Here is a 21,201-nt window from a genome sequence, read left to right as displayed (position 1 = left end):
AAATACAAAATAATTCGGTAATATGATCCATTGAGAAGCCTTGTTTTATAACATTTTGTCTTGAGAACCAATATGTTACAAAAACAGGGCTTTTTTTCTACTCTTTTTTTATATCGAACTCAGGTTAAGTTAATTCTTGCCATTAATCAAAACTCCTTAATGCCAAACCGCATGCAACCATGAGTGATGACGCGTCATTTTCAATTTTTTTAATATCAATTTGAGGAGAAAAGCCCATTTGCAAAAATGGATTCGCGATCGTGACACGGTAACCGAGTTTTTGTTGTAATAATTTTGCCAGACCTGGAATATTGGCATTCCCGCCGGCCAGTAAAATATGGTCAATCTCATTAAACTGAGAAGATGAAAAGAAGAACTGCAATGAACGGGCTGCCTGTTGTACGACGGCATCCAGAAATGGTTCTAGCACTTCAATATCATAATCATCCGGCAAGGCACGGGTTTTTTAGCACGTCCAGCTTCTTCAAAAGACAATCCATAACGATTCTGAATTTCCTGAGTCAATTGCTTGCCACCAAACACCTGCTCACGGGTATAAATAATCTTGTTGTTCTGCATCACCGACAAGGTCGTCATACTATGACCAATGTCTAAAATACCAACCGTATTGACCCCCATCGGCAAAGTGTCCGAAAATACCTTAAAGGCATTTTCCAGCGCAAAACTTTCTACATCTGCAATCTTAGGCGTTAGACTGCTAATCTCTAAAACTTCAGAACGTGCTTCGACATTTTCGATCCGTGTCGCGACCAGCAGCACATTGACCCGGTTCGGATTGGAAAGGCGGTCTGGCAGAACTTCAAAGTCCAGACTCGCTTCATCGAGTGGAAAAGGAATATATTGTTCCGCATCTTCACGAATCTGAACTTCACGTTCATCATCCGACATGTCTGCATCCATCTCAATGATTTTGGTGATGACCATTGAAGTTGGAATCGCAAAAGCGGCCTGATTCGACTGGGTATTGCCCAAATTAATTGCACGCCCAAGGGCATCAGCGACTGCTTCTGGGTTTAAGATGTTTTTTTCAACAACACTGTTTTCCGATAATGGGACCAAAGCATAGCTCTCTACCCAGTAACGGCCACTTTTTACAGAAAGTTCTAAAACCTTAACAGAAGTCGAACTAATATCGACTCCTATTAACCCCTTATTTGGTTTACGATATAACCTGCGCACAATACACTTTCTATTATTTTTTTGTCCCCAATTCAATCTAACTTACCAATTGGTCCAGTCTATAATTTTATATAGATACAATAACTCATCTAACAATATGGATATCGACAGGATATACTGACCGGTAATTAGTTCGCCATTAGCTCTTATTAAAACTTACTTGTTATGAAAAAGCTATCTTGTTCAGGCCTTGTTCATCCATTTTTTTTGATCATTATCATTATACTGATCTCAATTCCGATGGGTTTCTATGGCATGTATCTCTATATTGCCCCATCTTTGCCTGAAATGTCTACGCTTAAAAAGGCCCCTCTATTAAAGCCTTTACAAGTTTTTAGTTCAGATAATGAATTAATTGCCGAATATGGAGGCAAGCTTTCTGTTCCCGTGAAATATGAACAAATTCCAACCGAATTTATTCATGCTTTCCTCGCCGCTGAAGATTCCAGCTTTTTTGAGCATAGCGGAATCAGCTTTAAAAGCTTGGGCCGCGCACTCAGTGAAACGGTGACTGGCTCGGATGTACAGACCGGCGGTTCGACCATTACCATGCAAGTGGCAAAAAACTATTACCTTAGCCCTGAACGGACGCTAAAGCGTAAACTGACGGAAATTTTTCTGGCTCGTAAAATTGAGCAAAACTTAAGTAAAGAAGAAATTCTGACCCTGTATGTCAATAAAATTTTCTTGGGGAAAAATGCTTACGGCATCGCCGCAGCAGCTAAAATTTACTATAACAAGAGCTTAGAAGAGCTTTCAATTGCACAAATGGCCATGATCTCTGGCCTGCCTAAAGCACCTTCTCGATACAATCCGGTCGCCAATCCCAAACGTGCCTTGGAACGTCGTAACTGGATTTTGGGTCGTATGCTGCAACTGGGCTATTTAAATCAGAGCCAGTATCAGCAAGCCATTGCTGAACCGGTAAATTTAGATATGCCTGACCGGAGTACCCGTAATAAATTTCCGTATGTCGGTGAAATGGTACGTTCTGAACTGGTACAAAACTTTGGTGAACAGGCGGTAGATTCTGGTTATAAAGTCTATACTACCATTCATAGTGAACGTCAGGCCTATGCGGAACAAGCGGTACAAGAAGGCTTAGAGGCTTATGACCGTCGACATGGCTGGCGTGGTGCTGAAGCACATGATCAACCCCTCGACAAGTTCCGTGCTTATGCCAACACCTATCCTGCGCAAGTAATTCAGGTGGGTAATTCTAGTTTTGAAGCACTCATGCAGGACGGAAGCAGCGTGACTGTTCCCTGGTCAGGTATGTCCTGGGCGCGTCGCTTTCGTAACGTCAACAGTGTAGGTGGCGCACCGAGCAAAGCGTCCGAGATTGTCAAAGTCAAAGACATTGTTCGTTTAAGACCCAATGAAAATAAAACCTCTTGGTCATTGGTGCAGATCCCCAACGTGCAAGGACAATTGATTGCCATCAATCCAAATAATGGTGCGATTGAAGCCATTGTCGGGGGATATAACTTTTATCAGTCGAAATTTAACCGTGCAATCCAAGGCTGGCGTCAACCCGGCTCTACCATTAAGCCTTTTGTTTATGCCCTGGCTTTAGAACGTGGCATGACGCCGCATACTATGGTCAATGATGCACCCATTACCATTGGCAAATGGACGCCACGTAACTCGGATGGCCGTTATCTGGGCATGATCCCCCTACGTCGTGCACTTTATCTGTCACGTAATACAGTCTCAGTGCGCTTATTACAGGCCGTCGGGATTGAACGTACACGTCAGTTATTCATGGATTTTGGTTTACAAGACAGTCAGATTCCACGTAACTATACTATTGCATTAGGCACCCCGCAGGTCCTCCCGATTCAGATGGTGACTGGCTATGCTACCTTTGCCAATGGCGGTTACCGAATTCAGCCGCACTTTATTACCCGTATTGAAGATGCCTATGGCAATACCATCTTTGAAGCCAAGCCTGAATATGCCTGTATTTCATGTATTAATGAAAAAGAAGAAACAGTTCAAGCCACTGACCCTATTACCGCAGATGACGAAGCAATTGCAATTAACAATACAACTTTAGAGCAAAAACAGCCTGCACCTAAAGTCTCTGCCGAAGACAGTAATTATCGTCAGGCACAGCGTATTTTAAAATCCAGCTCTGCCTATGACATGGCCAACATTTTGCGTGATGTGATTCAGCATGGTACTGGCCGTGCTGCATTAAGAATTGGTCGTGGTGATATCGGCGGGAAGACCGGTACCACTAATGATGCCAAAGACGCCTGGTTTGCAGGTTTCAATGGTAAGTTAGTCACCGTGACCTGGGTAGGCTTTGATCAGCCAACCACTTTAGGTCGCCGTGAATATGGTGGTGTGGCAGCTCTACCGATCTGGACCGATTTTATGGGCAAGGCATTAAAAGGCCAGCCAGAAGCCTGGGTACGTTTAGACCGCAATGCTAAGGCACCGGTAAATCGCAACAAGGTGGTTCAGGCTGATGAAGCACAGAATGATCCGTCTTCTCCGCCTCTGGCGACAGCGCTTTACCGTCCTGCACCTGTGGTCGTCCCGAAACGCACAGAAACTGACTTTGAAGATTTGCCAGATCAACCGATTCGTTTACCAGATGATGAAAGTTCTGCACCACAAGAACAGCCTCTTCAGCCGAACCGGGTAGATTCTCTGGAAAATCTGATTGAAGAAGTCCAGTAATCTGACTGATATAAAAAAGCCCTCAGTTGAGGGCTTTTTTATATGCATTTTTTATTTTTTCTGAAACAGGTAAATCTGATATTGCGCCAGTAATTCAAACTGATCCTGCTGTTCAAGTGCTAAACGACGTTCAGGTTTGGCCTTATAAGCATATGGCGTCATCGCAATCAGGTTTTTTAAATCAGCCTGTGGCAAAACCATTGGCGCATCAATCACCTGCTCACTAACCAGATTAAATTCATCTTGCAACTGCTCAACAAACTTCTGCGGCTCGTGTGGTTTCACTTCTTCAAATAAAGCCTCACGCATAGCATATAAATGTTGTGGTGCCGGCGTCACTACCATCAAATAAGACTTCGGCCTTAATACCCGCAGGATTTCCTGTTTGGGAATCGGACTAAATAAGCTGGTACAGAGATCAATTGACTCATCCAGTACTGGTAAGGTTGCCCCGGTTCCCACCACCCAAGTCACCTCTTTATTCAGCTTGGCAGCCACCTGAACTGCATTTTTGGCAATATCAACCCCGACGCATTGCAGCACTTCCGCCTGCATGGCATTCGTATAATAGCCTTCGCCACAACCAATATCTAAAAGGTTCTCAATCCGCAACTCGCGAATCTTTTCCACGACAGCCTGTTGCAAAGGCGCATAATAACCTGCACTGAGAAATGCGCGACGTGCCTGCACAGACTCAGGCGTATCTCCCGGGTTTTTGCTGTGCTTATGCTGAACCACATGCAGGTTCACATAGCCCTGTTTGGCGACATCGTAACTATGATGATTCTCACAGCGCCATGTTCTTTCATTTAAGCTCAACTGCTGGCGACAGACTGGGCACATGAGTAAATTCATCATTTTCTCCAAAACAAAAAAGCCGGCATGCGCCGACTTTTTCCCATGCATTTCTTAGCGCAATTTTAAGGTCATTAGACCCAAAACTACCAGCATAATCGTAATAATCCAGAAACGGATCACCACCTGGGTTTCACGCCAGCCTTTCTTTTCATAATGATGATGCAGCGGCGCCATCAGGAATACGCGTTTATTACGCATTCTTAATGAACCAATCTGCAGGAATACTGAAATCGCTTCCACTACAAAAACACCAGCCATAATCGCAAATACGATTTCCTGACGCACCATGACGGCAATCGTACCGAGCATTGCACCGAGAGATAAAGCACCGACATCACCCATAAACACTTGGGCTGGATGGGCATTGTACCAAAGAAAAGCTAAACCGGCTCCGATCATGGCAGCACAGATCACCACCAGTTCAGACGAGTATTTTACATAAGGAATATGCAGATAATTGGCAAAACGCACATCACCGGCCAGATAGGCAAATACGCCCAGACCTGTAGCCACCAGCACGATTGGCATGATCGCCAGACCATCCAGACCATCGGTCAAGTTCACGGCATTGGATGCACCGTTAATGACGAAATAGGTAAAGATAATAAATCCAATACCCAGCGGAATCATTGACAATGGAATGCTTAAGTCTTTAAAGAATGGAATCAGCAGATCCAGCATATTCGCAGTATGCACCGGATTGGTCTGTTGCTGCGCAATCACATACAAGGCTATACCAGCACCCAACGAACCCACTGAAGTCCAGAAGAATTTTTTCTTCGCAGGCAAACCTGCATTGTCTTTATAACGGATTTTGATCCAGTCATCGGCCCAGCCCACGGCACCGAAAATCACCATTACACCCAGTACAATCCAGACATAAGGATTAGACAGATCCGCCCAGAGTAAAGTCGAAATCCCGATTGAAAGCAGGATCAGCACCCCGCCCATGGTCGGTGTACCCATTTTCTTGGCATGGTTTTCAGGGGCATACGAGCTGACTGCCTGACCATATTTCAGCGCCTGCAGCTTGCGAATCATGATTGGGCCAAGCACCAGGCCAATGGTCAGTGCCGTCAAAACACTGAGTAAAGCACGTAAAGTTAAATAACGAACCACCTGAAACGTGCTGTCAAAGCCCGCCAGAAGGTCAAATAGCCATAACAGCATTTAGAGTTTCTCCATCAATGCAGCCATCAATGTTTCCATATGGGTAAAACGCGACCCCTTAAACAGGAAAGACATTGGCTGGGGATGATGTGTTTCAATCAAATCAATTAAAAATGGCAAGGCCTGCTCCTGATTCAGGAAAGCCTGCATTTTTTTACCATATTGTGTACTACGAGCACCTTCTTGTGCGGCAGGCGCAAATTCACCCACAGCCACCACAAAATTAATGCCTTTGACCGAGACCAGATCCCGACCGAGCTTGTAATGCTCGATTGCGGCAGATGAACCCAGTTCACCGATATCGCCGGTGACCATGACCCGGATGCCCTGCTGCTGCGCCAACACTTCTGCTGCTGCACGCATCGAACCCGGATTGGCATTATAGGTGTCATCAATAAACAAATAGTCTTTGTGTGGAATAAAGTTCAGACGACCTTTGGCACCCACGGCCTGTTCCAGACCGGCCACGATATCATCCAGACCAACACCGATCGCCAGGGCGAAAGCTGCTGCTGCGGTCGCATTTTCAACATTATGTTCGCCGGCAAATGGCAACTGAACTGTTTTCGAGCCTTGCGCTGTATTCAGGGTAAAGGTTGAAGATTGAGCATCAAGGACTACATCGCTGGCATATACATCACCACCAGCACCAAAACTCAAGCTTTTTTCGGTTTTTACTGCGGCACGAATCGTTTCAGCAAAATCATCGGCAGCAGGAATAATCGAAATTTCAGAGATATGCGCATAAATCTCGGATTTTGCACGGCAAATCCCGTCACGGCCGCCAAATTCACCTAAATGTGCAGTCCCGATATTAATGATTCCGGCCACATGCGGCTGTACCATTTTTGAAGTGTAATCAATTTCACCCTGATGACTTGCACCGAGTTCCATTACTGCATATTGATGTTCAGGACGTAGCTCCAGCAACATTACCGGCACGCCAAGGTCATTATTCAAATTACCACGCGTCACCAAGGTCGGTGCCAGACGTGACAGAATGCTTCCCAGCATTTCCTTAGTCGTGGTCTTGCCACTGCTGCCGGTCAAGGCAATGACTTTAAGTTGAGAATTCTGCTGACGGCGATAAGCTCCCAACAATCCCAATGCCAGACGGGTATCTTCTACCACCAGCTGGCAAATATCAGCATCCACCGGACAGCTGACAATGGCAATTTCACAACCTTGAGCCGCCACTTGTGCAATAAAGTCATGTGCGTCAAAACGCTCACCTTTCAGCGCAAGAAAAGCATCACCTGATTCTGCATCACGTGAATCAGTCAAAATCCGCTTGATCTGGCCTGCAGGCTTTTTATCATTCAGCCAGTAGCCTTGGGTGGCCTGCTGTAATTGTTCTATGCTCCACGGCTCCAGCGCCGCAGTACTTGTTGTTGAGGTATGCATATCTGAATCCTAATGCGCTGAATAGGCTGAATCTGTGTTGCAATGCTGGGCATCAATCGCAGCCTGCACTTCGACCACGTCATCAAACCAGTGACGTACGCCATCAATTTCCTGATAGTTTTCGTGACCTTTCCCTGCAATCACGACAATATCACCCGCCTGTGCGTGTTTAACCGCAAACTTGATCGCTTCACGACGGTCATGAATTTCATGATAGATTTTGCCGGAAAAGTCGATATCATTTTTCATATCAGCAAAAATTTGTGCCGGATCTTCGGTTCGTGGGTTATCAGAAGTGAGTACTGCGATATCTGAACCCTCCAATGCTGCCTGAGTCATCAGTGGACGTTTACCACGGTCACGGTCGCCACCACAGCCGAAGACTGCCCAGAGATTTTGTGAAACATGACGTTTCAAGGTCACCAGAACCTGAGTCAGGGCATCCGGGGTATGGGCATAATCCACCACAAACAGGCGCTCTCCATCACGCAGCACCTGCATCCGACCGGGCGCACCTTTGAGCTGTGGTACAGACGCAATCAAACTGTTCAGGTCAAACCCAGCCTGCTCCACCATAATCAGACTGGCGACCAGATTTTCAATATTGAAATGGCCCAGCAATGGACTGTTAACCATATATTCAGCAGAAGCAGTTTTTAGTTTAAAGGTCGCACCTGAAATGCTGTACTGAATATCCTGAACCTGATAATCCGCTTTTTGCTTGGTGGAATAAGTCAAAATTTTAGGCTGTGCCGGATTAGTTTGTGCAGCATCCAGCATGATCTGTGCATGTTCATCATCGATATTGATGACAGCCACTTTTAATGATTCAAAACGGAATAAACCAGACTTTGCTTCCGCATAAGCTTGCAGCGTACCGTGATAGTCCAGATGGTCACGACTCAAATTACTATAGCCCGCAATCTCGATATCACAACCATTCAAGCGGCCTTGTTCCAGACCATGCGAACTGGCTTCAATCGAGGCAAACTCCGCATCGGCCTGCACATAGCCATGCAAGGCATTTTGCAGTTGCAAAGCATCTAGAGTGGTATGCGAAGATGCTTCCAGATTTGGCAAAATCCCGTTACCTGTAGTACCCATCACTGCACAGGCTTTACCTTGCAACATGATGAATTCAGCCACCAAGCGAGAAATCGTGGTTTTACCATTGGTGCCGGTAACTGCCAGAATTCGAGCAGCTTGCACAGGTTGAGTCGCTTGCAAATACTGCTTTTGCCATTGACCCATTAGATGACGTACATCTGCTACCACCAAATTTGGAGATACATCCAGTTCAGTTTCTGAAATCACGGCCAATGCACCCTGCTCTAAGGCTTTCTGGGCGAATTGAGCAGTTTTTTCCGGTTGAGACAGACTGGTCAGGGCAATAAAAATTTGTCCCGGTTTGACTTTACGACTATCCAGCTCGAAGCCCTGAAAGGATTGCTTCATCCAGTCAGCGACATCGTGAGGGGTGTAGAGATCTTGAAATGTAATAGACATTGATCACCTATTTACTGGACTTTGGGAGGTTCTAAAGGTTTGTCCAGAGGGACATTCAGCAGACGCAAGGATTCCTGCATCACGCGGGCAAAGACCGGTGCAGATACCGTACCGCCATAGTAAGTGCCTTGTGGGTTTTCTACCACCACCACCATAGCGATCCGTGGATCACTGACTGGTGCCACGCCGGCAAATAAAGCCCGGTATTCACTGGTTGAATAACCTTTACGGTCGGCACGCAATTTATGTGCAGTACCGGTTTTACCCGCCACGCGGTAACCTGGAATGGTGGCGCGAGTCGCCGTACCACCTGGCAAGGTTGCGGTTTCCATCATCAGCAGGACCTGATCGGCAATATTGGCATCGATCATCTGTTCACCCTGGGGCTGTTCTTCCAGCTTGTACAGGCTCAGCGGCATTTTCACGCCTTTATTGGCCAGCATGGCATAGGCATCAGCCAGCTGTAGTACCGTCGCATTCAGACCATAACCATAGGACATGGTTGCCACTTCTGACACATTCCATTTGCTAGGAGGCAGAATCAGACCGGCACTTTCACCCGGGAATTTCACCGCTGAACGCTGACCAAAACCCAAGCGTTTATAGAAGGTTGGCAAGGTTTCATACGGCAGCGACAAGGCCAGTTTCGCCACACCGACGTTAGAGGATTTCTGCAGAATGCCGCCGAGCGTCAACTGACCATAGTTATGCGTATCACGAATGGTATGATTACCGACTCGCATACTGCCCGGTGTGGTATTAACGACTGAATTCGCCGTATATTTGCCACTTTCCAAGGCCATCGCTACAGTGAGCGGCTTCATGGTCGAGCCCGGTTCGAAAGAATCGACTGCACCGCGGTTACGCATGGCATCCTTGTTGAGCAGGCTGTTTTTGTCATTCGGGTTATACGATGGCCATGATGACAGCGCCAGAATTTCACCGGTTTTGACATCAACAGCAATCGCAGTCGCTGAACGGGCATTATTGGCGACACCAGCAGCCGTCAGCTCACGGTACATAATATATTGCAGACGCGAGTCGATACTCAGGGTAATATTTTCACCCGGTTCAACTTCTTTAATCACTTCCGGTTCTTTGACCCGGTTGCCTTTTTTATCGCGAATGATCTGCTGTTCGCCATCCTTTCCGGAAAGACGGCTATTCAGCTGCATTTCCAGACCTTCAATCCCGCTGCCTTCGCTATTGGTCAGGCCAATAATCTGAGAGTTCGGCTGTGGCTGCGGATAATAACGTTTATAGTTTTTCTCGGTATATACGCCCTGAAAATTACGTTTCATAATCAGTTCGGCCTGTTGTGGCGGAACTTCTTTTTTCAGGATCAGATAACGTGAACGCGGACGTTCTTCCATTTTTTTACGTAGTTCTGCCCGATCCATACCGACTGCATCCGCCAGCTCATCCAGATTCAGGTTTTTATCCGGTAGCTGACGTTTGAGCTTGCGGCTATTCGGTTCTTTTTCCAGCGCCAGCATGGTCTCGTCATAGAGTTTTTTATTGTCAAAATAATCACGTGGATCAATCACAATTTTCATGATTGGGGTACTGATAGCCAATGGAATGCCATTACGATCATAAATTACGCCACGCATTGCCTTGATGGTATTGGTTCTTAAAATATTGGCATTGGCTTTGTTTTGCAAAAAATCTTTATTAATAATCTGTACATAGAAAGCACGGCAAATCAGTGTCACAAAACACAGCAACACCACCGCCCACATGATGTAAAAACGATTGATATAAACATTTGAGGCATTTTTGTCGGTGACCGATTGTTTTTTACGTACCGGTTGCTTCTTTCTCTTGTCTACCATGTCGGAACGCTAGCCTTATTTTTTCTCATCTGAAGTTTGTGGTAAGGAAATCACGACACTTTGTGAAACCGGAGGTGAATACATACGCAGCTGTGTCACTGCACGCGTACCGATCTGTGCCGTCGCGCCAAAAGTTTGCTGCTCAATCAGCAAACGCCCCCACTCTGCATTCAGGTCATCCCTTTCACGCAGATAGGTACTCAGCTTTCTGTTATCCTGACGGTATTCAAATACCTGAAATACCACAAATACTGCACTGATGAAGACCATCAATATCAGCATGAGATAGATTGTAACTTTTTTCAGCCACAATTTTTCTGTTTTTTTATCAACCACTTCCGTTTTCATGATCTGCCTATTAAGCTAAACGTTCTGCTACCCGGAGCCATGCGCTACGTGAACGAGGATTGGCTTTGACCTCCTCATCACTGGCTTTAACACGAGAAACTTTCTTTAAACGTCGCGTATCTTTCTGTTGTTGTGGCATTCCCCAGCCTGAATCCTCTTCAAGCGTTGACTCTTTTTGAATAAATTGTTTAATCAAACGGTCTTCCAGTGAATGGAAGCTAATCACCGCCAAACGTGCTTCAGGTTTCAAGATTTCAACGGCCTGAGGCAAGAAGATTTCAATATCTTCTAATTCCTTATTAATAGCAATACGAATTGCCTGGAAAGTACGGGTCGCAGCATGCTTATTTTTTTCCCATTTCGGGTGCGCTACTTTTACGATCTCAGCGAGCTTTGCCGTGGTATCAATATATCCAGCAGCTTTAATCGCTTTGGCAATACGGCGACTATAACGCTCTTCACCATATTTAAAAATGATATTCGCCAGTGCTTCTTCTTCAATCTGGGTCAGCCATTCTGCTGCGGTGGGACCTTGCGAGTTGTCCATGCGCATATCCAGTGGGCCATCTTTCATAAAACTGAAACCACGTTCAGCCTGATCCAGCTGCGGTGAAGAAACACCAAGATCCGCCATCACCCCATCGACGTGTTCAATGCCCAGCTCAGCCAATGCCTCTTTCAGATCAGCAAAGCTGGCATGAATAATTTTAAAACGTGAATCTTCTTGTTCGAGTTCAGCCGCTACAGCCAGTGCTTGTGGATCTTTATCAAAGGCATAGACGCGTGCATTTTCATCTAATTTGGACAGCAATAAACGCGTATGTCCACCACGGCCAAAGGTACCATCCACATAAGTTCCCGTATTGCGACCCGCCAACAAGGCATCAATCGTTTCGTGAAGTAATACAGAAATATGTGACATAAAAACTCAATCAATAGGGGGGAAAATTTAACTGCACATTATCACCCTGTTTAGGCAAAGCTCCAAACGACTTTTTGTAGATAAATATTACTTTCCATAGAGAAAACCGTTTTAGCATTTTCTGCCACAAAAAAAGCCTCCTGTTCAGGAGGCTTTTTTACCAGCAAGAGGACTTCGCAGATCAATTAACGTTTGCTGTTATAAATCTGGTCGAAAATTGCACCATTCACAAAATGGGTTTTCTGTGCATTGGCCCAACCACCAAAGACCTCATCAATGGTAAAGGTTTTGATTTTCGGGAACTGTGCCGAATATTTCGCTAATACTTTTTCATTACGTGGACGATAGAAATGTTTAGCTGCCATTTCCTGACCCAATGGTGAATACAGGTAATTGATATAACCTGTTGCTAGCCATTTATTGCCATTTTTCTCTACGGTACGATCCACAATCGCCACTGACGGTTCAGTCAAAATGGTAATTGATGGATAGACGATATCAAACTTGTTTTTACCCAAGGTCTTTTGCGTGACCAAGGCTTCATTTTCCCAAGTCAGCAATACATCGCCAATCCCACGCTCGGCAAAGGTGGTCATTGAAGCACGTGCAGCAGAATCCATCACTTTCACGTTCTTATAAAGTTTGCCAACAAAATCCTGTGCTTTAGCTTTATTGCCGCCTGGCTGTTTCTCGGCATAACCCCATGCAGACAGATACACCCAACGCGGCAAACCGCCCGTTTTCGGGTTTGGCGTAATAATTTGCACGCCTGGTTTTGTTAGGTCATTCCAGTCCTTGATGCCTTTCGGGTTGCCCTTGCGGACCATGAATACGATCGTCGAAGTATAAGGTGCCGAGTTGTGTGGGAATTCCTTTTGCCAGCCCGGCTGAATCTGACCAGATTTCACAATTTCTTCGATGTCATTGGCCAGCGCCAAAGTCACCACATCACCTTTCAGGCCATCGACCACAGAACGCGCCTGTTTGCCCGAACCGCCATGAGACTGCTTGAAATTCACATCCAGACCGGTGCGGTTTTTCCAGTAAGTCCCAAATGATTTGTTAAATTCATCATAGAACTCACGCGTGGCATCATAGGATACATTCAGAAACTGACGGTCTGCTGCTTGTGAAGCAGTCGCGGTCATGCCTAAACCAGTCGCCAACAAGGCAGCACTAAATAACGATTTTAATTGAGTTTTCATGGCAGCACAGAGTTTATCTTCATTAGATATAACTATATGAAATAAAATCATTTATCGCAATTCACCCTACAACATCACAACACGATAAAATGAAAGGTTTTTCTGACTTAATATTTTGTTTTTAAAAGGAAAATACAGTTTATTATTCTACTTATATCTAAGATATAGAATTTTATGCATTAGATATAAAGAAAATGGATAACACTTTAGCCATTTTCTTTATTCCATCTGGACTACAGCTTACTTATCTTTTTTCATTGTAAATCTGGTCATAAATCGCCCCATTCACAAGATGTGTTTTTTGCGCTTTGGCCCAACCACCAAAGACTTTATCAATGGTAAAGGTCTGGATTTTCGGAAACTGGGCTGAATATTTGTTAGCGACTTTGGCATCCCGCGGACGGAAGAAATATTTCGCAGCAAGCTCCTGCCCTTTCGGTGAATATAAATAGTTCAAATAGCCTTTTGCCAGATGGGTAGTGCCATTTTTATTCACGTTCTTATCGACAATCGCTACCGATGGTTCGGCCAGAATTGAAATCGATGGATAGACAATATCGTACTTGTCTTTACCCAGACCTTGCGTCGCCAGCAAGGCTTCATTTTCCCAGGATAAAAGCACATCACCAATGCCGCGCTCGGCAAACGTCGTCAGTGAACCACGGGCACCGGAATCTAAAACTTTGACATTTTGATAAAGTTTTTTCACCAGCTCTTTGGCTTTCGCATCATTACCGCCTGGCTGTTTCAGTGCATAACCCCAAGCAGACAGGTAGATCCAACGTGGCGCGCCACCAGTTTTCGGGTTTGGGGTAATAATGTCCACACCCGCTTTGGTCAGATCATTCCAGTCTTTGATTTGCTTTGGATTGCCTTTACGCACCAAGAATACAATCGTAGACGTATAGGGTGCCGAATTACTCGGAAACTCTTTTTGCCAGTCTTTCTCGATTAAACCGGCATTGACGATTTCTTCGATATCATTGGCCAAGGCCAAGGTTACGACATCGGCCTGCAAACCATCGACCACTGAACGCGCCTGCTTGCCTGAACCGCCATGCGACTGTTTAAAATTAACCGTTTGTCCGGTTTTCTGCTTCCAGAACTTGCCAAATTCTTCGTTATATTCCTGATAAAATTCACGGGTCGGGTCATAAGAGACATTCAGGAAATCTTTGGCGACGGAATTCTGTACAGCTGTTCCAACTAAAATTGTCAAGATTGCGGATGCTATTATTTTTTTCATCTGATGTAACTCTTTGTTTATATGAGCTGCACTATACAAATCAAAAATAAGCATAACAATCATGCATTTATAACAATATCTACAATCTATTGATGATTTTGAGATATCTTCTAACAATTAAATCCGGATACATATTCTGCTAGAAAAGTAATCTTCTGCTACAATATAAGACAGTTCTTCACGCTCTCTTCACAGTTGTCTGTTAAAAATAGGCCACCAAAACAGGAAATTACGATTTTTGGTAATTTTCCACAGAGTTATATTATTTCTTTTGTAAAAAATGTGACTTGGTTCTACTTCTTTATGATCAACTGTGATTAAATTGTAGGCAGAGTATTAAAAAAACATTTTTAACAAAATAAAACCAACCCGAAGTAAGGAGGAAGTTTGGATATGAAATTTACATTATTCACAGCCAGCATCCTAAGCCTGATTATGTTGTTCTCGATTCAACTCGGTCATGCCGTCGTTGTGAAGACAGATTTGCCGAAGCCTACAGTAAGCACTGTTGAAAGCAAGACTTCGCCGATTGAAAAAGCGATTCAGCAACAAAAAACTGAAAAAACACTTCAAACAGAAGATAATCTCAAAGTCTTGACTGCATTTAAAGTCGCACCTTCGCAAAATTTCTTTGCAGAACAGAATTACCGCTTCACCCGCTTTGTCCAAAGTATTTTTTCGAGCGCTCATTCTTAATCAGCCTCAACAGCGCTGAATATTCCCGGATTTAAAAGCCACATCATTCAATGTTGAATAAAGCATTAAGTGATGTGGCTTTTTCGCTATAATAGCTGCAATTTTATATCTAAGATTAGATCCGGCTATGACTGTTCGTACTCGTATTGCACCTTCTCCTACTGGTTTTCCGCATGTAGGTACTGCCTATATCGCCTTGTTTAACTTATGTTTTGCTAAACAGCATGGCGGTGAATTCATTCTTCGTATTGAAGATACTGACCAACTGCGCTCAACGCCTGAATCTGAAAAAATGATCCTGGATTCATTGCGCTGGTTGGGTCTGAACTGGTCTGAAGGTCCTGATGTCGGTGGCCCGCATGCGCCGTACCGCCAGTCAGAACGTATGGATATCTATAAAAATTATGCCTTGGAACTGGTAGAGAAAGGTCATGCCTTCTACTGTTTCGCAACTGCAGAAGAACTGGATCAAATGCGTGCAGAACAGCAGGCACGTGGAGAGTCGCCACGTTATGATGGTCGTGGTCTAAATCTTTCTGAAGAAGAAGTGGAGCGTCGTTTGGCCGCTGGTGAACCACATGTGATTCGCATGAAAGTACCGACTGAAGGTGTATGTAAATTCAATGACATGCTGCGTGGCGAAGTCGAGATTCCATGGGCGCAAGTAGACATGCAAATCCTGCTGAAAACCGATGGCCTACCAACCTACCACTTGGCTAACGTAGTAGATGATCATTTGATGCAAATCACCCACGTAATTCGTGGTGAAGAATGGATTCCATCTGCGCCGAAACATCAGTTGCTGTATCAATATTTTGGTTGGGAAATGCCGATACTATGCCACATGCCACTGCTGCGTAACCCGGATAAATCTAAGCTGTCTAAACGTAAAAACCCGACCTCAATTAACTATTACAGAGACATCGGTGTACTGCCTGAAGCCTTGTTGAACTACTTGGGTCGTATGGGCTGGTCAATGCCAGATGAAAGTGAAAAATTCACTTTGGCTGAAATGATTGAGCATTTTGATATCAAACGTGTATCCCTCGGTGGTCCGATCTTTGATGTTGAGAAATTGAACTGGTTAAATGGTCAATGGATCAAGGCACTCAGCCCGGCTGAACTTCTAGACACCTTATTGGCCTGGAAAGCAGATCGTGCCAAATTAGAAGAAATTGCAGCTGCGATTCAACCGCGTATTAACCTGCTGTCTGAAGCTGTGAACTGGTCTGCACATTATTTCAACCATTTCCCGACCCTGTCTAAAGAACAGTTTGAAAGCAAGAAACTGTCGGATGAACAGGTACGTCAAAGTCTTCAATTCGCAATTTGGCGTTTAGAAAGCCTGTTTACTTGGAATAACGACACGGTGAGCCAGACCTTGATGGACTTGGCGACACAGATGGAAATCAAGCTACGTGATTTCATGCCTGCGTTCTTTATTGCGATTGCCGGTTCGACAGCCTCTACCCCAGTCATGCAAACGATGGTGACCATTGGTCCGGATTTAACCTTTGCACGTTTACGTCATGCGCTAGAAATTGTCGGTGGTCCAAGCAAAAAAGAGCTGAAAGTCTGGGAAAAACTCAATGAAAGCTTAAAGTTGCCGAAAAATGAAGCAATTGATCAAGCTTAATTAATTTTTGTGTTGACGTGTGAGCGCGATATCCCTAATATAGCGCTCACACAGACTGGGGTCATAGCTCAGTTGGTAGAGCGCTACAATGGCATTGTAGAGGTCAGGAGTTCGATCCTCCTTGACTCCACCAAATCAAGTCTTGCTTTAGCTGTGTTATTTGCCTCAATTGTCCCTATCGTCTAGAGGCCTAGGACATCGCCCTTTCACGGCGGTAACCGGGGTTCGAATCCCCGTAGGGACGCCATATTCAAGATCATCGTAATATATATGGTGATCTTATAAAAAACCCAAGCATTGCGACTTGGGTTTTTTATTGCCTGTATATTTTATGTTGGGCAATATTTCGGTTTCTTCGCATCTTCCGATAAAATAATCAGTAATTTAGAATTTTGGAGTTGTAATGCAATATCGTTGCCCTAAGTGTCAAAGCCCGAAAATCATGCCAGTGGCCCAGCCAGGTCAAGCAGCTCCACGTCCAGTGGTTCCTAAAAGCTTAATGTTTCTGGTCCCTGCCCTGTTCCTTTTGCTATTACTGGTTATTATTAGTATCGCGATGTGGATTTTTGGCGATGGTGCAGGTACCACTTTACAGACTGCCACTGTGATCGTCTTTATTTTTTCCTTGATCGCAGGCTTTATGTTCTATAAGGACTTACCTGATTTTAAAATTTCAATGCAGGCATTCATGCAAACCCAAAAGAAATGGAAATGCCGTGAATGTAATCATGAGTGGGAAATCTAATTTACCCTCCACCCTATAATAAACATAAAAAACCAGCCCTGAGGCTGGTTTTTTTATTTACAAAAGTCGGAGATGATTAAACACCGATTTTGCGATATTTTTGACGCTTCGCTACAAGATCATCACCATCACGCTTACGGCGATATTCTTCAAACTCAGCATAGTTACCGGTGAAGAATTCAGGTGTTTCACCTTCGAATGACAAGATGTGCGTTGCAATACGGTCCAGGAACCAACGGTCATGCGAGATCACCATCACAGTACCTGGGAATACCAGAATGGCATCTTCAAGTGCACGCAAGGTTTCGATATCCAAGTCGTTTGATGGTTCATCGAGTAGGATAACGTTTGCGCCCATTTGCAGGATTTTCGCAAGTTGTAAACGGTTACGCTCACCACCTGACAATTGACCTACGCGTTTTTGCTGATCTTGGCCTTTAAAGTTAAAGCGACCGATATACGCACGAGATGCGATTTCGTAATCACCAATCTTCAAGATGTCTAGACCGCCAGACACTTCTTCCCAAACGGTTTTGTTGTTATCTAAGGTGTCACGGATCTGACCGACATAAGCCACTTTAACCGATTCACCCAGCGTTACCGTACCGGTATCTGGTTGCTGTTCACCAGTCATCATACGGAATAGCGTGGTTTTACCTGCACCGTTCTCACCCACGATACCCACAATTGCAGCAGGTGGTACTGTGAACGTTAAATCTTTGTACAGTAAGCGATCACCAAACGATTTGCTGATGCCTTCAACTTCTACAACCTTGTTGCCCAGACGTGGGCCAGGTGGAATGTAGATTTCAGAGGTTTCGTTACGTTGCTGGAATTCGCGTGAGTTAAGCTCTTCAAAACGCTCCATACGCGCTTTGTTTTTCTTTTGCTGACCTTTGGCATTTGAACGAACCCATTCAAGTTCTTTTTTCAATGCTTTAGCAAAAGATTCTTCCTGCTTGTTCTCTTGCTCTAAACGGGCATTTTTTTGCTCAAGCCAAGAAGAGTAGTTACCTTGATACGGAATACCCATACCACGGTCAAGCTCAAGGATCCATTCTGCAACGTTATCCAGGAAGTAACGGTCATGCGTAATCGCAACGATGGTACCCGGGAAGTCTTTCAAGAAACGTTCCAACCAAGATACAGATGAAGCATCTAAATGGTTCGTCGGTTCATCGAGAAGCAACATGTCTGGTTTAGACAGAAGTAAACGGCAAAGTGCCACACGGCGGCGTTCACCACCTGAAAGCTTAGATACATCTGCATCCCAAGCAGGCAAGTTCAATGCTGCAGCTGCTTGATCCATCTGGTTCGCAAGGTTATGCGCATCCCAAGTCTGGATAATCGCTTCAAGCTTCTCTTGCTCTTTCGCAAGTGCATCGAAATCCGCATCTTCTGCTGCATATTCAGCAAAGACTTCATCCAGACGTGCCAAGGCATCAAGCGGTTCACGTAAACCATCTTCGACGTTACCACGAACGTCTTTGCTTTCGTCTAAAGGTGGTTCTTGCTCAAGATAACCGATTTTTGTACCCGGTTGCGCACGCGCCTCACCAGAGAAATCTTTATCTACGCCCGCCATAATACGAAGCAAGGTAGATTTACCTGCACCGTTTAAACCAAGCACACCAATTTTAGCGCCTGGGAAAAATGATAAGGAGATGTCTTTCAGGATTTCGCGCTTAGGCGGAACCATCTTCGACACTCGGTTCATCGTGTAAATATATTGGGCCACGTAGGACTCCTCAACTGAAAAACCAAATGGGGTTAAAACAACCACCCCAGCTCAAAAAAGAGCGAAAAAATAATCGGCTATTATACGCAGAAAGCAGCGAAAACATAAGCCATTGCCATGAACTTCAATGCATTGTTACAAGTTTCTTGCTGATGTTTTTTTAAACAACTGTTTTCAGTAAAATAAATGACTCAAATCCAGGTCGATATATGAATATTTCATATATTTATTTCAATAAAATTGCACTTTTACTCATATGTGAAAATGCTACACTCAAGCCATAAACTTAAACAAGAAGATCAAACAGAATGAGCTATAAAGCAGAAACCCTTGCGATTCATGCAGGTTATACCCCTGAAGCAACCACCAAAGCTGTGGCAGTACCGATTTACCAAACCACGTCTTATGCCTTTGACAATACTCAACATGGGGCCGATCTCTTTGATTTAAAGGTTCAGGGCAATATCTATACCCGAATTATGAACCCGACCACTGCGGTTCTGGAACAACGTGTTGCAGCGCTTGAAGGTGGAATTGGCGCCCTGGCTTTGGCCTCTGGCATGGCTGCGATTACTTATGCGATTCAAACCATTGCTGAAGCCGGTGACAACATTGCTTCTGTGTCAACGCTTTACGGCGGTACCTATAACCTGTTTGCCCATACCCTGCCAAAACAGGGTATTGAAGTCCGTTTCTTTGATTATGAACAACCGGAAAGTCTGCGTGACTTGATTGATGAAAAAACCAAACTGGTCTTTGTCGAATCGATTGGTAACCCGCTGGGTAATATTATTGATCTGGAAGCCATTGCTAAAATTGCACATGAATATGGCGTGCCGGTCATTGTCGACAATACTGTTGCCACCCCAGTACTACAAAAATCTTTCGATTTCGGTGCGGATATTGTAGTGCATTCCCTGACCAAATATATCGGTGGTCATGGCAATTCCATTGGCGGCATCATTGTGGATAGCGGTAAATTCCCGTGGGGTAAATACCCTGAACGTTTCCCTGCCCTGAATACGCCTGACCCAAGCTACCACGGCGTCAACTACGTCGAGGTTTTGGGTGAAGCTGCTTATATCGCTCGTGCCCGTGTGGTGCCGCTACGCAATACCGGCGCTGCGATCAGTCCGCAGAATGTGTTTTTGATTCTGCAAGGTCTGGAAACCTTAAGCCTACGGATGGAACGTCATACCAAAAACGCACTGAAAGTCGCTGAATATCTGCAAAAACATCCGAAAGTGAAATGGGTCAATTACGCTGGCCTGAAAGATCATCCACAGCATGCCTTGGCACAAAAATATGTGAAAGGTAAACCGTCTGCCATTCTGACCTTTGGGGTAGAACATGGTCTCGAAGGCGGCACACGTTTTATTGATGCCCTGCAACTGTTTACACGTCTGGTTAATATCGGCGATGCTAAAAGTCTGGCCTGCCATCCGGCGACCACCACGCATCGTCAGCTCAATGCCGAGGAGTTAAAATCGGCAGGTGTCAGTGAAGATATGGTACGACTTTCTATTGGAATTGAACATATTGATGACCTAATTGCCGATCTGGAGCAGGCGCTGGCGACCGTTTAAAAACGGTGCCCGAGCCGATTCGAAACCTCATCATTTTGATGAGGTTTTTTTATTTATTTTCTAAAACAGCCACTTGCTTTGCTTTTTATTTTCATGTTAAAAGTTAAATGAAAGAGTGAACACAAATAGAGCAATTACTCTAATTTTTATTTTAATTTCAATAGTTTAATTTATAGATTTTCCTGAAGAATTAGTTATCATATCTGGACTCACCTTCGCTCTCATATTCTGTTAGAGCGCCATAAACCTTTAATAAAAATAATTTGAACGCTGACTTCAAATTAGGGATAACCTGAGTTCGATATAAAAAAAGAGTAGAAAAAAAGCCCTGTTTTTGTAACATATTGGTTCTCAAGACAAAATGTTATAAAACAAGGCTTCTCAATGGATCATATTACCGAATTATTTTGTATTT

Annotated in this window: 15 protein-coding genes, 2 tRNA genes and 1 pseudogene; 7 read left to right on the top strand and 11 right to left on the bottom strand. The window is 44.6% G+C overall.

What is annotated here, in order from left to right:
• Nucleotides 1–142: 142 nt before the first annotated feature.
• Nucleotides 143–1,200 (bottom strand): annotated as a pseudogene (locus AC1P5O_RS13400) (pilus assembly protein PilM).
• A gap of 255 nt (nucleotides 1,201–1,455) precedes the next feature.
• On the opposite strand from AC1P5O_RS13400, the gene ponA reads away from it, so the two are divergent.
• On the top strand, nucleotides 1,456–3,891 hold the full coding sequence (gene ponA, locus AC1P5O_RS13395) for a penicillin-binding protein PBP1a (protein WP_499006150.1): 2,436 nt from the start codon (nucleotides 1,456–1,458) through the stop codon (nucleotides 3,889–3,891).
• Between the two features lie 51 nt (nucleotides 3,892–3,942).
• Here ponA and AC1P5O_RS13390 read toward each other — a convergent pair whose 3' ends face one another.
• From AC1P5O_RS13390 to AC1P5O_RS13350, 9 genes are all read right to left on the bottom strand, one after another.
• On the bottom strand, nucleotides 3,943–4,746 hold the full coding sequence (locus tag AC1P5O_RS13390) for a putative RNA methyltransferase (RefSeq protein WP_071852298.1): 804 nt from the start codon (nucleotides 4,744–4,746) through the stop codon (nucleotides 3,943–3,945).
• A gap of 54 nt (nucleotides 4,747–4,800) precedes the next feature.
• Nucleotides 4,801–5,919, bottom strand: a complete 1,119-nt coding sequence (gene mraY, locus AC1P5O_RS13385) for a phospho-N-acetylmuramoyl-pentapeptide-transferase (RefSeq protein WP_155861577.1) — start codon at nucleotides 5,917–5,919, stop codon at nucleotides 4,801–4,803.
• Nucleotides 5,920–7,323: a UDP-N-acetylmuramoyl-tripeptide--D-alanyl-D-alanine ligase gene (locus AC1P5O_RS13380; RefSeq protein WP_044109008.1), complete on the bottom strand. Its 1,404-nt coding sequence runs from the start codon at nucleotides 7,321–7,323 to the stop codon at nucleotides 5,920–5,922. It abuts the gene before it with no gap.
• Nucleotides 7,324–7,332: 9 nt separating this feature from the next.
• Nucleotides 7,333–8,829: a UDP-N-acetylmuramoyl-L-alanyl-D-glutamate--2,6-diaminopimelate ligase gene (locus AC1P5O_RS13375; RefSeq protein ID WP_005101399.1), complete on the bottom strand. Its 1,497-nt coding sequence runs from the start codon at nucleotides 8,827–8,829 to the stop codon at nucleotides 7,333–7,335.
• A gap of 11 nt (nucleotides 8,830–8,840) precedes the next feature.
• Complete coding sequence (gene ftsI, locus AC1P5O_RS13370; RefSeq protein WP_005101401.1) at nucleotides 8,841–10,664, bottom strand: penicillin-binding protein PBP3; 1,824 nt, start codon at nucleotides 10,662–10,664, stop codon at nucleotides 8,841–8,843.
• A gap of 15 nt (nucleotides 10,665–10,679) precedes the next feature.
• The gene (gene ftsL, locus AC1P5O_RS13365) at nucleotides 10,680–11,012 is read right to left on the bottom strand and encodes a cell division protein FtsL (RefSeq protein ID WP_004281130.1); all 333 of its coding nucleotides are present in this window, start codon (nucleotides 11,010–11,012) and stop codon (nucleotides 10,680–10,682) included.
• A gap of 10 nt (nucleotides 11,013–11,022) precedes the next feature.
• Nucleotides 11,023–11,934 carry a 16S rRNA (cytosine(1402)-N(4))-methyltransferase RsmH gene (gene rsmH / locus AC1P5O_RS13360; protein WP_005101404.1) on the bottom strand — a complete coding sequence of 304 codons (912 nt, stop codon included), beginning with the start codon at nucleotides 11,932–11,934 and terminating at the stop codon, nucleotides 11,023–11,025.
• A 185-nt stretch (nucleotides 11,935–12,119) separates the two neighbouring features.
• Nucleotides 12,120–13,139, bottom strand: a complete 1,020-nt coding sequence (locus AC1P5O_RS13355; RefSeq protein WP_005101406.1) for a sulfate ABC transporter substrate-binding protein — start codon at nucleotides 13,137–13,139, stop codon at nucleotides 12,120–12,122.
• 244 nt (nucleotides 13,140–13,383) lie between these two features.
• Nucleotides 13,384–14,385 (bottom strand): sulfate ABC transporter substrate-binding protein, encoded by a 1,002-nt coding sequence (locus AC1P5O_RS13350; RefSeq protein WP_044109073.1) that lies wholly within the window; start codon nucleotides 14,383–14,385, stop codon nucleotides 13,384–13,386.
• A gap of 393 nt (nucleotides 14,386–14,778) precedes the next feature.
• Here AC1P5O_RS13350 and AC1P5O_RS13345 point away from each other — a divergent pair, with 393 nt between their 5' ends.
• From AC1P5O_RS13345 to AC1P5O_RS13325, 5 genes are all read left to right on the top strand, one after another.
• Nucleotides 14,779–15,081, top strand: coding sequence for a hypothetical protein (locus AC1P5O_RS13345; RefSeq protein WP_004281126.1), 303 nt, complete (start codon nucleotides 14,779–14,781; stop codon nucleotides 15,079–15,081).
• 127 nt (nucleotides 15,082–15,208) lie between these two features.
• Complete coding sequence (gene gltX, locus AC1P5O_RS13340) at nucleotides 15,209–16,717, top strand: glutamate--tRNA ligase (protein WP_044109007.1); 1,509 nt, start codon at nucleotides 15,209–15,211, stop codon at nucleotides 16,715–16,717.
• Nucleotides 16,718–16,774: 57 nt separating this feature from the next.
• Nucleotides 16,775–16,850 (top strand) — tRNA-Ala (locus AC1P5O_RS13335).
• Nucleotides 16,851–16,888: 38 nt separating this feature from the next.
• Nucleotides 16,889–16,964, top strand: a tRNA-Glu gene (locus AC1P5O_RS13330).
• Nucleotides 16,965–17,120: 156 nt separating this feature from the next.
• Nucleotides 17,121–17,462 carry a membrane protein gene (locus AC1P5O_RS13325; RefSeq protein WP_044109005.1) on the top strand — a complete coding sequence of 114 codons (342 nt, stop codon included), beginning with the start codon at nucleotides 17,121–17,123 and terminating at the stop codon, nucleotides 17,460–17,462.
• Between the two features lie 76 nt (nucleotides 17,463–17,538).
• On the opposite strand, the gene ettA is transcribed toward AC1P5O_RS13325, so the two are convergent.
• Nucleotides 17,539–19,200, bottom strand: coding sequence for an energy-dependent translational throttle protein EttA (gene ettA / locus AC1P5O_RS13320; protein WP_044109003.1), 1,662 nt, complete (start codon nucleotides 19,198–19,200; stop codon nucleotides 17,539–17,541).
• 308 nt (nucleotides 19,201–19,508) lie between these two features.
• Here ettA and AC1P5O_RS13315 point away from each other — a divergent pair, with 308 nt between their 5' ends.
• Complete coding sequence (locus tag AC1P5O_RS13315) at nucleotides 19,509–20,786, top strand: O-acetylhomoserine aminocarboxypropyltransferase/cysteine synthase family protein (RefSeq protein ID WP_044109001.1); 1,278 nt, start codon at nucleotides 19,509–19,511, stop codon at nucleotides 20,784–20,786.
• The last annotated feature ends 415 nt before the right edge of the window (nucleotides 20,787–21,201 follow it).

Source organism: Prolinoborus fasciculus (genome assembly GCF_056724605.1).
This window is presented reverse-complemented; position numbering and strand designations above follow the sequence as displayed.